12 protein-coding genes are annotated in these 12,703 nt (G+C 69.0%); 7 read left to right on the forward strand and 5 right to left on the reverse strand.

Translation table 11 applies throughout. The features are described 5' to 3' along the window. Nucleotides 1-111 precede the first annotated feature (111 nt). On the forward strand, nucleotides 112-1,182 hold the full coding sequence (locus ACU4E7_RS09885; RefSeq protein WP_447021407.1) for a hypothetical protein: 1,071 nt from the start codon (nucleotides 112-114) through the stop codon (nucleotides 1,180-1,182). Nucleotides 1,183-1,287: 105 nt separating this feature from the next. Here the strand turns inward: ACU4E7_RS09885 and fdxA are convergent, their stop codons facing one another. From fdxA to ACU4E7_RS09900, 3 genes are all read right to left on the reverse strand, one after another. After that, on the reverse strand, nucleotides 1,288-1,623 hold the full coding sequence (gene fdxA, locus ACU4E7_RS09890; protein WP_238119224.1) for a ferredoxin FdxA: 336 nt from the start codon (nucleotides 1,621-1,623) through the stop codon (nucleotides 1,288-1,290). A 92-nt stretch (nucleotides 1,624-1,715) separates the two neighbouring features. Further along, nucleotides 1,716-2,030, reverse strand: a complete 315-nt coding sequence (locus ACU4E7_RS09895; RefSeq protein WP_447021408.1) for an RNA-binding S4 domain-containing protein — start codon at nucleotides 2,028-2,030, stop codon at nucleotides 1,716-1,718. A gap of 107 nt (nucleotides 2,031-2,137) precedes the next feature. After that, the gene (locus tag ACU4E7_RS09900; protein ID WP_447021409.1) at nucleotides 2,138-5,455 is read right to left on the reverse strand and encodes a helicase-related protein; all 3,318 of its coding nucleotides are present in this window, start codon (nucleotides 5,453-5,455) and stop codon (nucleotides 2,138-2,140) included. A 219-nt stretch (nucleotides 5,456-5,674) separates the two neighbouring features. Here ACU4E7_RS09900 and ubiG point away from each other — a divergent pair, with 219 nt between their 5' ends. After that, nucleotides 5,675-6,415 carry a bifunctional 2-polyprenyl-6-hydroxyphenol methylase/3-demethylubiquinol 3-O-methyltransferase UbiG gene (ubiG, locus tag ACU4E7_RS09905; protein WP_238119263.1) on the forward strand — a complete coding sequence of 247 codons (741 nt, stop codon included), beginning with the start codon at nucleotides 5,675-5,677 and terminating at the stop codon, nucleotides 6,413-6,415. Between the two features lie 15 nt (nucleotides 6,416-6,430). Here the strand turns inward: ubiG and ACU4E7_RS09910 are convergent, their stop codons facing one another. Beyond that, on the reverse strand, nucleotides 6,431-7,540 hold the full coding sequence (locus ACU4E7_RS09910; RefSeq protein ID WP_238119265.1) for a site-2 protease family protein: 1,110 nt from the start codon (nucleotides 7,538-7,540) through the stop codon (nucleotides 6,431-6,433). A 166-nt stretch (nucleotides 7,541-7,706) separates the two neighbouring features. Between ACU4E7_RS09910 and ACU4E7_RS09915 the strand changes: the two genes are divergently transcribed. The 4 genes from ACU4E7_RS09915 (at nucleotide 7,707) to ACU4E7_RS09930 (ending at nucleotide 10,730) form a co-directional block, all read left to right on the forward strand. Further along, nucleotides 7,707-8,177 carry a MarR family winged helix-turn-helix transcriptional regulator gene (locus ACU4E7_RS09915; RefSeq protein ID WP_238119274.1) on the forward strand — a complete coding sequence of 157 codons (471 nt, stop codon included), beginning with the start codon at nucleotides 7,707-7,709 and terminating at the stop codon, nucleotides 8,175-8,177. Then, a complete protein-coding gene (locus ACU4E7_RS09920; protein ID WP_238119276.1) occupies nucleotides 8,174-9,541 on the forward strand; it encodes a multidrug effflux MFS transporter in 1,368 nt (455 codons plus the stop codon). The genes ACU4E7_RS09915 and ACU4E7_RS09920 overlap by 4 nt, the downstream gene beginning before the upstream one ends. 104 nt (nucleotides 9,542-9,645) lie before the next feature. Next, nucleotides 9,646-10,059, forward strand: coding sequence for a hypothetical protein (locus tag ACU4E7_RS09925; RefSeq protein ID WP_238119278.1), 414 nt, complete (start codon nucleotides 9,646-9,648; stop codon nucleotides 10,057-10,059). A gap of 71 nt (nucleotides 10,060-10,130) precedes the next feature. Then, nucleotides 10,131-10,730, forward strand: coding sequence for an OmpA family protein (locus tag ACU4E7_RS09930; RefSeq protein ID WP_238119280.1), 600 nt, complete (start codon nucleotides 10,131-10,133; stop codon nucleotides 10,728-10,730). Nucleotides 10,731-10,809: 79 nt separating this feature from the next. On the opposite strand, the gene ACU4E7_RS09935 is transcribed toward ACU4E7_RS09930, so the two are convergent. Continuing rightward, the gene (locus ACU4E7_RS09935) at nucleotides 10,810-11,883 is read right to left on the reverse strand and encodes a hypothetical protein (protein WP_447021410.1); all 1,074 of its coding nucleotides are present in this window, start codon (nucleotides 11,881-11,883) and stop codon (nucleotides 10,810-10,812) included. Nucleotides 11,884-12,245: 362 nt separating this feature from the next. Between ACU4E7_RS09935 and ACU4E7_RS09940 the strand changes: the two genes are divergently transcribed. Next, complete coding sequence (locus ACU4E7_RS09940) at nucleotides 12,246-12,698, forward strand: arsenate-mycothiol transferase ArsC (RefSeq protein WP_447021411.1); 453 nt, start codon at nucleotides 12,246-12,248, stop codon at nucleotides 12,696-12,698. Nucleotides 12,699-12,703: the final 5 nt, after the last annotated feature.

The raw sequence follows: 12,703 nt of genomic DNA on the forward strand, positions 1-12,703 counted from the left end.
CTTTGGGTGGAAACCCGCCACGGATCCGGCGCGCGACGCGGCGTCCTCAGGCGGTGGACCGGCGATCCGTCCCTGCGGCGCGCGCGGCGCCGCCGATCCGGAGAGACACCCATGACCGCCCCAGACGTCGCCTTATCGCCCCTCACGTCAGCGCCAGCGCCGGAAGCGCCATTGTCCGCAGCGGAGCTTGCCGCTTTGGACGCGGCCTATGTGTCGCCCACCTATCTGCGCACCCCGTTCCGGGAGTTCCTGCTGCGAAATGATCGGGGCCTCTATTGGCTGCGGGCGCCGCGCGGCGTGGGCAAGACCCTGTTCGTGCGCGGCATCATCGCCCGGCGCCCGGGGCGGAACCCGGCCGAGCGGGAAGGCATCGACAGCGCCACCTCCAGCGACGTGCGGGCGTTCGGGGTGCATCTGGTGGCCGGTGACCCACCGGCGGCGGTGCTCGCCGCGCTCGACGCAGCCTTCGCGGCGGAGTGCGGGCCGGGTGCGACGGTGGATGGGGAGGCCCAGACACCGGCCGAGGCGCTGCTCGTGCGCTTGAGGAAGTGGCATGCCCAGGTGGTGGGCAGTGGGGCCAAGCGGCTGCTGGTCTGCCTCGATGGGGTGGAGAAGCTGGCGGAGGGGGCCGATCTGCTGCCGCCGGCCGCAGCCCTGCCGGCGGGGGTCATCGTCCTCGTCACCTCCCGGTCACCGGAGGGCGAACGGCCAGCCGGCCCCGAGGGCGCGACGGTGCGGGACGTGTGTTATGGCGATGCCGACTATACCGACATGCTCGCGCGCTATTTCAAGAACCGCACCCGGCCGCTTCTGCGGGCCAAAGTGGTGGCTCACTTCCGCCAGCTCTTGGAGACCAAGGCCCCGTTCGAGAGCGGCGGCCGCGACAACCGGCTCACCAACGATCCGGAACTGCGCGACAGCCTCAAGGCGGAATGGAAGAAGCTCACCAACATCTATCCCCGCTACACCGGCCTGCCCCTGCCCATCACGCCGTTGGTGGGGCTGTTGGACCAGTTTGACCAATTATGGACGGATCTGATCGATCACGCCGAGCGGCGGTTCACCGACCTGGCCGCCATGCTGGATGCGCTGACCGACGGGCGCCTGGAGGTGGAGGCGGTCGCGGACCTGCCTCGGGGCGAGGGGCTGCTGGCGTACCTGCGGGCCCTGCCGGTGGCCTGAGCCGAGAGGGCCGCCATGCGCCGCGCAGGGATCATCGCACAGCGGACGAGGCAAGCAGCCCCGTTCCCGCGAATGGGTCCTTCGGGAGAGGTGATTGCGCGGCGATCAGTCGCCGGTGCCGGGCTCGGGGGAGAACATCTCATCCTTGCCGGGCTTGCCGTCCCACTCCTTGGCGTCGGGCAGGGCGTCGCGCTTCACGGTGATGTTCGGCCAGGTCTTGGCATATTCGGCGTTCAGGGCGGCCCACTTCTCAAGGCCCGGCTCGGAATCGGGCTTGATGGCCTCGGCCGGGCATTCGGGCTCGCACACGCCGCAGTCGATGCATTCGTCAGGGTGAATGACGAGCATGTTCTCGCCCTCGTAGAAGCAATCCACGGGGCACACGGCAACACAATCCGTATACTTGCAGCGGATGCAGTTCTCGGTGACGACGTAGGCCATGGATGATCCCTTTCGCGGCGTCCCAGTGCGCGCTTACCTTGCCGGCTCCTGGCCGATCGGCGGCGCGCTCTTGCCGCGTCCTCTATTGCACGTCAGTTTTCGGTGATTTCATCGAAAAGCTCGGCGACTGAGTTAGCATCTCCGCGCCGTTCAGAAAAGCTCAAGACTCGCAGCACCCGTACGCGAAAATCGAGGGCGATGGTGAGGACCTGTCCCACCCGCACGCCTTGGCCCGGGCTGGTCACACGATGGCCGTCGAGCCGCACGTGGCCGGCGCGGATGAGCGTGGCGGCATCGGTGCGGGACCGCACCACCCGCGCATGCCAGATCCAGCGATCCAGCCGCTGGCGTTCATCGCCCGGCTCGATCGCGGGGTTGGGTGCCGCGGCAGATCGGCCTTTCCTCACGCGACCTGTTCCTCGCGCAAAGCCGCCGGAGCCCACCTGCGTGGGGCTCCGGTCCGTTGATGTCGAGGGCCGCGGGACGCGAACCCTCATGGGATCCTTAGGGGATCCTACTTGCCCTTCTTCTCCGTCTCCATGCGCGCCTTGAGGGCGGCGAGCGCGGCGAACGGGCTATCGGGATCCATCGGCTTGTCGCGCCGGCGTTCCTGGTGGGCGGGGCGATGCTCGTTGCGCGGCGGCCGGTTGTCCTCCCGCGGGCCGCGCGGCGGGCGTTCCCCGCGCGGAGGCCGCGGCGCGCGCTCGCCTTCGGCGGCACCGGCATCGGCGGCTGGCGCGTTTTCGGCGCGGCGATGCCCGCCCTCGCCACGGCGCTCACCACGACGGTGCCCGTCCTTGCGCTCGCCGTCCTTGCCACCGAAACGCTGACCTTCGCCACGCTGGCCCTCGCCACGCTGGCCATGGGGCCGGTCGCGACGGGGTGCGCCCGGCGGCCGGCCGGGACGCCACACCTCGATCATCTCCGGCTCGGCGGGCTCGCCTTCCACCACTTCGGGACCACCGGGAGCGGCGGGGGTCTCCACCTCAGCCGCCACTTCGGCGGCGGTGGGGTCTCCGCTGGCGTCCAGGGCCTCCACCGCGACCTCGGTTTCCACCAGGTCCTCGGTCTTGGCATGCTCGACGCCCTCGGTCGCGGCATCCGCCTCCACCCGAGCCTCTTCCAACTGGGTGTCGTCCACCTGGGTGTCGTCCACCTGGGCGATTTCAATCGGGGGCTCGGCCGGGGTGGTGCCCTGCGCGGTGTCCTGCGCCGGGGCATCCACTTCAGTTGCCGGTTCCGAAGCGGCCTCGGTGTCGGGCGCCTCGGCCGGGGTCTCGAACAGCAGGTCCGCCTCGATGGCGCCTTCCGGAGCCGGCACAAGCTCCGCCGGTGCGGCGGTGGGCGCCGCTTCTTCCGGCGGCGGCGCCGGGCGGCGTTCCATGCGATAGCCCAGGGATTTCAGGATGGAGGCGAAATCCTCTCCCGAGCAGCCCGCCAGCGACGTCATGCCGACGGTGACCGAGAAGCCGCGGCCATCCACGGCACCCGCCGGCTTGGGGCCGGGAGAGCTCGGGCGCCAGTCCAGCGCCGGGCGGATGAGGTCGGCAAGGCGCTCCAGAATGTCCACGCGCACCGCCCGCTCGCCGCACACGCGGAAGCCGACGGCCCGGTAGAGGCCCTTCTGGATCTCGTGATCCACCGGGATTGAGGTGCGGCCCGACGCGGCCAGGTGCGGCAATTCGTCAAGGCCCTTCTGGGCGAGGCCGCCATGCTTGAGGGCGTAGAGCTCCACCGCCAGCGAGCGGGGGGCGGGCTTCAGCAGCGCCGGCAGGTAGATGTGGTGGGCGCCGAATCGCACGCCATAGCCGCGCAGGGTGGCGCGGGCGGTCTGGTCGAGGCTCTTCATGTCCTCGGCGACGCGGGCGCGCTCCAGCACGCCGAGTGATTCGACGATCTGGAAGGCGATGCCGCGGGCAATGCCGGTGATGTCCTCGGCGGCCTGCAGCTTCAGGAGCGGGCCGAGCAGCTTGTCCACATGGGCTGCGAGCCACAGGGTGATGCGGGCATCCACCTGGTCGCGGGCAGCCCCGGTCAGGTGCTCGTCGGCGATGATCTTGAAGCGGGGCTTCAGGACCTCGTCGCCGGGAATGAGCTTGGCCACCGCCTCGCCGGTCCAGCGGATGGTGCCGTCGATGGTGAGCACGAAGGCTTCATCCACGGCCTGGGCCAGACGCTGGGCGCGCGCTTCGATCTCGCCGGCCAGCGCCTGCTGGGCGGCGGTGCGTAGCGCCTTGGCCTCTTCTCCGCCGGCGGTCGGTTCCGCCTGGAACTGGAAGCCGTGGAGATGGCCGATGACATGTCCTTCGACGGTGACGTCGCCGGTCTTGCTGATTTCAGTTTCGAGCATCTTTTTCTCTCGCAGGCGTCGCATGAGCACGCTGGTCCGCCGATCCACGAAACGCTGAGCCAGCCTTTCGTGCAGTGCATCGGACAGCTTGTCCTCGACCCCTCTCGTGACGCCTTGCCAGTGCTCCGGATCCTTGAGCCAGTCGGGCCGGTTGGCCACGTAGGTGAGAGTCCTCACCTGCGCGATCCGGCTCGACAACGTGTCGATGTCGCCTTCTTGGCGATCGGTCAAGGCGATTTGACGTTTGAACCAGTCATCGGGGATGAAACCCCCCCCTTCCACATGCCCGAACAGGGTGCCCACGAGCTCCGCATGGGCTCCGGGCGACACCTTGCGATAATCGGGGACCTGGCACACCTCCCACAGGCGTTCCACCTGGGCCGGGGAGGTCACGCGCCGCGCCACCTCCGTGTCACGGCTCATGATTTCCAGCACCGCCACGTCGTCGGCGGTGGGGGCTCGGGTCAATCCCTCTTCGCGCGGGGGTTGCGACAGTGCGGCCAGCAGCGCGGAAATGGTCCTGAAGTCCGGACGGGAGTTGCGCCATTGCAACACCTTGGCGGTGTCGAACGCATGCTCCTCTAATTGCGCCACCAGTTCCTCGTCGAGGGGGGCGCATCGCCCGGTGGTGCCGAAGGTGCCATCGCGCAGCGCGCGGCCGGCGCGGCCGGCGATCTGCGCCATCTCGGACGGGTTGAGGCGGCGGAACTGCCAGCCGTCGAACTTGCGGTCCGAGGCGAAGGCCACATGGTCCACGTCCAGATTGAGGCCCATGCCGATGGCGTCGGTGGCCACCAGATAATCCACGTCGCCGGACTGGTAGAGCTCCACCTGGGCATTGCGGGTGCGGGGCGAGAGCGCCCCCATCACCACCGCCGCGCCACCCCGCTGGCGGCGGATGAACTCGGCGATGGCGTACACCTCCTCCGCCGAGAAGGCGACGATGGCCGAGCGCCGGGGCAGCCGCGAGATCTTCTTCTCGCCGGCAAAGGAGAGGGTCGACAGGCGCGGGCGCATCATCACATTGACGCCCGGCAGCAGCTTCTCGATCAAAGGCCGCATGATGGCGGAGCCGAGCAGCAGGGTCTCGTGGCGGCCGCGCCGGTTCAGCAGGCGGTCGGTGAAGACATGGCCGCGGTCGAGATCGGTGGCGAGCTGGATTTCGTCAATGGCGACGAACGACACGTCGAGGTCGCGCGGCATGGCCTCCACGGTGGAGACCCAGTAGCGCGGATGCTTGGGCTTGATCTTCTCCTCGCCGGTGACGAGGGCAACCTTGTCCGACCCCACCTTCTCGACGATGCGCTGGTACACCTCGCGGGCGAGCAGGCGCAGCGGCAGGCCGATGATGCCGCTCTCATGGCCGAGCATGCGCTCGATGGCGAGGTGGGTCTTGCCCGTATTGGTGGGGCCGAGGACCGCGCTCACCCCCCGCGCACGCACGGTGCGCGGCAATACGGCCCATTGGGTGATGTCATCCATCGGCGTCAGGTTCGATCCGCAGTGAGAGGGGATCTGTACCATATTGGGTCGCCGACGCGAGGGCGAAAGGTGCAGCGCGTCATCGCCGGGAACGAAACGGCGACAAAGCGCGCGCGAATCGCGGCGCGGCACGGGATCGCGCTTCGTTCTGCGCTCTTGTGGGCGGCCGCCGGGCTGCTTAAAGCTCACCCGTGCCCCAGATGGGGGAAGGAGGTTGCCATGTCGCTGTCCCAGGCCACGGTGGATCCCGAAGAGGTCGCCCGCTTCGACGCGCTCGGCGAGGAGTGGTGGAACGAGAAGGGCAAGATGGCCCCGCTCCACGCCATGAATCCCTTCCGCCTCGCCTTCCTGCGCGGCGCCCTGGTGCGGCACTTCGGCCGGGATGAGAAGGCGCTGCGGCCGCTCGGCGGGCTTCGCGTGCTGGACATCGGCTGCGGCGGCGGGCTGCTCAGCGAGCCGCTGGCCCGCATGGGCGCGCAGGTGACGGGCATCGATCCCGCCCCCGGCAATATCGAGGTGGCCCGCGCCCACGGCCGCGCGTCCGGCCTCGACATCGAATATCTGCCCTCGACGGCGGAAGAGCTGGCGGCCCGCGGCGCCCGCTTCAACGTGGTGGTGGCGCTGGAGGTGGTGGAGCACGTGGCCGACGTGAGCCTGTTCGTGCGCACCGCCGGCCAGCTGGTGGATGAGGGAGGCCTGCTCATCCTCTCCACCCTCAACCGCACGGCCAAGAGCTTCGCCCTCGCCATCGTCGGCGCCGAATATGTGCTGCGCTGGCTGGCGCCGGGCACCCATCGCTGGGAGAAGTTCATCACCCCGGACGAGCTGGAGGCGACACTTGCCGCCGCCGGCTTCGCCCCCACCGAGAAGGCGGGGCTGGTCTATCATCCGCTCAGCCGCACCTTCAGCCTCTCGGCCGATCTCGACGTGAACTATTTCATGGTCGCCGAGCGCATGTGACGGTGGCGCCGCGCCTCAGCCGGCGCGGCGGAACAGGTTGGGGCCGCGCTCGGGGCGGGCGGCATGGATCATCATCAGCTCGCCCACATTCTCCGGGGTGAGCAGGCCGACGAGGCGGCCGTCGCCATCCACCACCCCCACCGCTGGCACCTGGGCGGTGGTGATGAGCTTCAGCGCCGAATCGAGCCGGGCGCGAGCCTCCACCGTGGGCACGTCCTTCTGCATCACCTGGATCACCGGGGTCTGCGGGCCCTCGTCCTTCATGGCGTGGATCATGGCGTCGCGGGTCAGCACGCCGCGCAGGTGGCCGCCGCCATCGACGATGGGGAATTCCTTCTGGGTGGAGCGGATGAGGGCATCGGCCGCATCGTCCACCGTGGCGGTGGGGCCCAGGGTCTCAAAATGGGTGATCATGGCGTCGGCGACGCTGAGCCCGCGCGACGCTTCCTTGAGCTGCACCTGGCCGGCCTCGCCGGAAGCGGCGAGGAACACGAACACGCCGATGATCATCAGCATGGGATTGGTGAAGATGCCCAGCAGCCCGAGGCCGATGGCGATCGCCTGGCCGATGGAGGCGGCCATGGCGGTGGCCCGGCCAAAGCCCATGTTCATGGCCAGCAGCGCCCGCAGCACCCGGCCGCCATCCATGGGGAAGGCGGGGATGAGGTTGAACACCACCAGGAAGATGTTGGCGCCGGCGAGCTTCACCAGCATGGAGGTGCCGGGATCCTCGATCTTCGACAGGTCGTCCACCTTGAAGCCGGCACCGAGGATCAACAGCAGCACCGCGGCGATGGCCACGTTCACCAGCGGCCCGGCGATGGCCACCACCAGCTCCTCGGAGGGCTTCTCCGGCATGCGCTCCAGGCTGGCGATGCCGCCGAACGGCCAGAGGGTGATGTCCGGGGTCTTCACGCCGTAATGGCGGGCGGCGAACACGTGGCCGAGCTCGTGCAGCAGCACGCAGGCGAACAGCAGGGCGACGAACAGCACCCCCTGCCAGGCGGCATCGGCGCCCCCCATGCGGTAATAGGCAGCCCAGATCCACACCAGGAACAGCAGGAAGGTGACATGGATGCGGATGGCGGTCTCGCCGAGGCGTCCAATGGTCAAGGACCAGGGCATGGGGATCTCCACGGGCCGGCGGCGGGATCGCTGCCGGCGGTTCGGCCCAGACATAGGCCCTGGAACGCGCCGTGCAAACCATCGCGCCCCATCGCGGGCATTGCGGGGGGCGTGCTCATGGAGACGCTTGTTTGTAAGGTCACCTTATTATAAGGTTTGTTTTGAAATGGCTGAAACTCCCATCGGATTCCTCATCGTCGATGCGGCGCGGCTCTACCGCGCGCGCATCGACCGCGCCTTCACCCAGGCCGGGCTCGGCCTCACCGCGGGGGAAGCGCGCACCCTTGCCTATGTGAACGAGCATTCGGGCCTCCGGCAGAACGCGCTGGCGGTGAAGATGAATGTGGAACCCATGACCCTGGTGGGCTTCCTCGATGGGCTGGAGCGGCTGGGCCTGGTGGTGCGGGAGACCGATGCCACCGATCGGCGCGCCAAGATCGTGCGCCTGACCGATGCGGCGCAGCCTTATCTCGAAGGGGTGCTGGCCGCCGCGACCGCCGCGCGGGCCGAGGCCCTGGCCGGGTTTTCCGACGCCGACCAGGCGCAGCTGCGCGCCTTTCTCATCCAAGTGCGTGCCAACCTCGCACGCTGTCGGGAGGAGGGCGCCCGGGATGACGGGAGCAAGAGCGAAGAATGAGCCGCGCTGAGCTGTCCGGAACCACGACCGCAGGCCGTCCCGCGCCGATGATGTCGGAACTTCGGGTGGCCGTGCTCGGGGCGCTCATGGTGATGCTCGGCCCCATCAGCCTCGCCATGTACACCCCTGCCATGCCGGCACTGGTCTCGGCGTTCGAGACCACCCCGGCGGCTGTGAAGCTCACCTTGACGGTGTTCTTCCTCGGCTATGCGTTTTCTCAGCTGGCCTGTGGGCCGCTGTCCGATGCCTTCGGGCGGCGGCCGGTGGCGCTGGGCTTCTTCAGCATCTACGTGCTCGGCTCGCTGGCGGCCACCTGGGCGCCCAGCATGTCGTGGCTGGTCACCGGCCGGGCCCTGCAAGGGGTGGGGTGCGCCGCCGGCATCGCCGTGTCGCGGGCGCTGGTGCGCGATCAATATACCGGCCAGGTCTCGGCCCGCATCATGAACCTCATCGGCACCATGCTGGCCATCGGCCCGGCGGTGTCGCCCACCCTCGGGGGCGTCATTCTCGGCGCCGCCGGCTGGCACATGATCTTCGTGGTGATGGCCGCCTATGGCGTGATCCTGCTGGGTCTGCTTGTCTTTTTCGTGCCGGAGACCAATATCGCGCGGGATGCTTCGCTCGCTTCGCCCGTGGGCATCGCCCGCAGCTATGCGCGGCTGCTGGGTGACCGCTCCTTCATGCGGGCGAGCCTGGTGCTGGGCGGCGGCCTTGGTGGCCTTTATACCCTGTCCGCCCTGGTGCCCTTCGTGCTGATCCAGGGGGTGGGCCTCACCCCCACCGAGTTCGGTCTCGCCATGCTGGCGCAGACCGGCTCCTTCCTGTGCGGCACGCTGATTGCCGGCCAGCTGCTGAAGCGCATGAGCGCGGCCGCACTCGTGCCCATTGGCCTCACCCTGATTCTGTGTGGCGCGGTGGGGCTCGGCGTCGGTCCGCGGGTGCTGCCGCTCTCCACCCTGACGGTGATGGCTCCCATCGGCCTGTGGGCGTGCGGCGTCGCCATGGTGATGCCGGGCTGCACCACGTCCGCCCTTGCCAATTTCGCGCAGATCGCCGGCGCCGCCTCCGCCTTGATGGGCTTCATGCAGATTGGTGGCGGCTTTCTGGGAACGGCGGTCTCGCTGCTGTTCGCGTCACCGCTCGCGGCCCTGTGCACGCTGCTGCCGGCGGCGGCGCTGGTGGCGCTGGCCGGCCATCTGCTGCTGCGTCCCCGCGCGGCGCAAGCCTCGGACACGGCGCCTGCCACACCGGTGGGCGCCGGGCCGGTGAACCCGGCGGACCTCGAGCTCGCCGCCGATCCCCTCGGTGTGGTGGGGGCGGCGGGCGACGAGATCGAGGCGCAGACCTACTCGCGATCCGCATAGCAATTTTCGGCACCCCACCCACCCCTGTTCGCGTTGACCTGCTCCGTAACGGCATGATCAAACGTCAGGGTGGCCGCACGCCGGCCAGGGGGTGGGAGAAACATATGAGATTTTCAGGACTTGTCCTGGGCGCGCTGTTGCTGCTGCCGGCAGTGGCGCAGGCGCAGACCGTGAGCTATGCGGAGGCGGCCGGCCAGCTGGCGCAGCATTGTGGCGAGGACATCATGCGGCATTGCCGCGGGGTCAATCTCGGCAATGGCGCCATCAGCCAGTGCCTGGCGGCCAACCAGGCGAAGCTGGCGCCGAACTGCGCGGCCAATCACGAATCCATCCGCATGATGACCGAGGCACGCGCCGCGGCGCAGCAGGCCGTGCACCGGCTGTGCGATCGCGACCGCGCCGAATTCTGCCCGGGCGTCCAGCCCGGCGACGGCAATATCGTCTCCTGCCTGCTGGAGGCCTCGAAGGTGGTGAGCCAGGCCTGCGAGGCCGGCCTGACCAATGCGGGGTATCGCTGATGCGCGCCGGAACCAAGCGGGAGGCAGGATCCATGACAGCCAAGTCGTTTGCAGGATCGTTTGCAGGATCGATGGCCGATGCCCTGGCTGCCGCGGTGGCCGCCAGCGCGCTGCTGTTGGCCGCCGGCACGCCGGCCATGGCCCAGGTGTTCACGCCTAACGCCGAGATCGTCCAGGGGCTCTCCAGCTCGGTGGACGATGTGCCGGGCGTTTCGGCGGAAGCCCTGCGCGGCCTCGCCGAGGCCCATATGCAGTATGAAGGACCGCCGCAGAGCCGGCCGCCGTTGGCCCTGCAGCTGGATCAACTGGCCCAGGTGAACGTGGAGATCGAGTTCGAACTGAACTCGGCGATGGTGAAGCCATCGTCCTACCGCACCCTCGGCGCCATCGCTGACGCCATGCACAATCCGGTGTTGCTCGGCTACAGGTTCCTGGTGGTCGGCAACACCGACGCCACCGGCACCCGGGCCTATAACATGAAGCTGAGCCAGGAGCGGGCCGATGCCATCGCCAGCGCCCTGACCACCACCTTCCGGGTGGATCCGCGGCGGATCCAGGCGGTGGGGCTCGGCGAGGAGGCACTGCAGGATACCCAGCATCCCGACGCCGCCATCAATCGCCGGGTGCAGATCTTCAACGTCGGACGCGCCGGCCCGCTGCCGCCGCTGTGACAGGCGAGCGGTCCCGATCATGACAAAGGGCCCTCCCGCCTGCAGCGGGAGGGCCCTTTTCACATAGCGGTTCGACCGATCAGGACTTCGCGGCCTTCGCCTTGGCGGGCGCTTTGGCGGGCGCCTTGACTGGGCCTTTGGTCGCTGTCTTGGCAGAGGTCTTGGTCGCCGTCTTTGTCACGGTCTTCGGGGTGGTCTTCGGCGCGGCTTTGGCAGCGCTCTTCGCCGGCGCCTTGGGCGCGGCCGGGGCGCTGGCCACGGCTTCCGGCGCTGCCGCCTCGACCACAGCCGGGTTGGGCGCAGGGGTCTTGGGCGCAGGGGTCTTGGGCGCAGAAGCTTTCGGGGCGGAGGTCTTTGTCGCCGGCGCCTTGGGCGCGACGGTCTTGGTGGTCGGCGCCTTGGCCTTGGCCGTCGCAGCCTTGGCGGTCGTAGCCTTGGCGGTCGCGGGCTTCGCGGCAGCAGCCTTCCCGGCGGCCTTCGGTGCAGCTACGGGCTCTGTCACCGGCGCAGTGGCCTGAGAGGCGGCCGGCTTAGACGCTGCAGCCTTGGGCGTGCTCTTCGGCGCAGTCGCCTTTGGCGGGACCGTCTTGGGTGCCGTGCCCTTGGGAGAGGCGGAAGTCTTCGCCGCGCTGGCCTTCGCCGCGCTGGCTTTGGCGGCGGAGGCTTTGGTGTTGGTGGTGGGCGCCGGCGCGGACTGCGATGCGGCCTTTGCCTTTCCCTTCGCCCCGCTCTGCGTTGCGCTCTTGGCGCTGGCGGCCTTCACCATCGGCGCCGTCGCCGTTTTCGGAGCAGCTTTGGCCACCGCCTTCACCGGCTTTTCAGCGACCGGCTTGGTCGCGGGCTTGGTCGCGGTTTTGGCCGCCGCCTTTTGGGGGGGCGCCTTGACGGCCGGCGTCGCCACAGGCTCGGTGGCCTTCGCCGGCGCGGCCGTCTTTGTCGCGGGGGGCTTGGTGGCCGGAGCTTTGGCCGCAGCCTTCACTTTCGCGGGCTTGGCGGTCGCCTTGCTCGTCGCGGCCTTGGGCTTGTCGGCGACTTGGGTGAGGCAAGAGGCGGCGAGCGTCTTGATGTCCTCATGGGTGATGCTGCCGGGGTCCTTGAGCGCCTTGGCGGCGATCTTGGCCACCTCCGCGCTCGTGACTTCACTCTTCGCCATTTCTGCCTCCACATCTGAGCGCCGGCGAAGATTCAACGTGCAGTCCATGTCGGCCCTGTTCCATGTCGGCCTATGTTGGCGCCCGCCAGCATCTCATTGATCTCGCGCATCAATTTCAGAATGGTTAACGCAAGCTCAATGGTTCGTGGGAACCGCCGATGACGGTGTGGCCAGGCCGCATATGCCGCGGGTAAAACCCTGCAGCGGCAAGGTGTTCGCGGTGGTTCCGCTGGCACGGGCGTGGTCCGGGCCAAGGGCTGCGACGGCATTGTCATGTTCGCGTCGGAGCCGGCTCTTATGGTCCGCGCCAGCCGAATCACCCGTTCTTTGTGATTCGGCTCTTGGTGAGGGGAGCGAGCGTGATGATCGCGCGGCCGTCCATTCTGTTCGTCTGCCGTGACAATGCCGGCTTGAGCCTGATGGCTGAAGCGGTGGCCATGCACGTGTCGGCCCGGGTGAGGGCCTTCAGCGCTGCGGCGGGCGCTCCCGCGCCGGTGGATGGGGCGGCGCTGGAGGCCCTGCACCACGCGCATATTCCGGCCGATGGCCTGTCCTCCAAGCCGGTGGAACTGTTCGCGCTGTCGGGGGCGCCGCGGGTGGATCTGGTGGTGACGCTGGTGGACGAGGCGCACCGCGCCGCCCGGCGGCTGCCCTGGATGCATCTGATGCGGCTGCGGACCTGGCATTTCGAGGATGTCGCGCGCCAGGCCGATCCCCAGGCGCGGCGGGTGGGGTATCGTCGCCTGCTGCCGGATCTGCGGGCCGCCGTCTCCGCCCTGCTGGTGCGTGAGGACGGCTTCGCCTCGGCGGCCTGAAGGGC

The organism is Xanthobacter sp. ZOL 2024, assembly GCF_052932325.1.

Bases quoted from the DNA above. Each gene is read 5' to 3' on its own strand.
- ACU4E7_RS09910 (WP_238119265.1), bottom strand. From the start codon at position 7,540: ATGCCCTGGTCCTTGACCATTGGACGCCTCGGCGAGACCGCCATCCGC.
- ACU4E7_RS09930 (WP_238119280.1), top strand. From the start codon at position 10,131: ATGGCCGATGCCCTGGCTGCCGCGGTGGCCGCCAGCGCGCTGCTGTTG.
- ACU4E7_RS09915 (WP_238119274.1), top strand. From the start codon at position 7,707: ATGGCTGAAACTCCCATCGGATTCCTCATCGTCGATGCGGCGCGGCTC.
- fdxA (WP_238119224.1), bottom strand. From the start codon at position 1,623: ATGGCCTACGTCGTCACCGAGAACTGCATCCGCTGCAAGTATACGGAT.
- ACU4E7_RS09885 (WP_447021407.1), top strand. From the start codon at position 112: ATGACCGCCCCAGACGTCGCCTTATCGCCCCTCACGTCAGCGCCAGCG.
- ACU4E7_RS09935 (WP_447021410.1), bottom strand. From the start codon at position 11,883: ATGGCGAAGAGTGAAGTCACGAGCGCGGAGGTGGCCAAGATCGCCGCC.
- ACU4E7_RS09900 (WP_447021409.1), bottom strand. From the start codon at position 5,455: ATGGATGACATCACCCAATGGGCCGTATTGCCGCGCACCGTGCGTGCG.
- ACU4E7_RS09940 (WP_447021411.1), top strand. From the start codon at position 12,246: ATGATCGCGCGGCCGTCCATTCTGTTCGTCTGCCGTGACAATGCCGGC.
- ACU4E7_RS09925 (WP_238119278.1), top strand. From the start codon at position 9,646: ATGAGATTTTCAGGACTTGTCCTGGGCGCGCTGTTGCTGCTGCCGGCA.
- ACU4E7_RS09920 (WP_238119276.1), top strand. From the start codon at position 8,174: ATGAGCCGCGCTGAGCTGTCCGGAACCACGACCGCAGGCCGTCCCGCG.
- ubiG (WP_238119263.1), top strand. From the start codon at position 5,675: ATGTCGCTGTCCCAGGCCACGGTGGATCCCGAAGAGGTCGCCCGCTTC.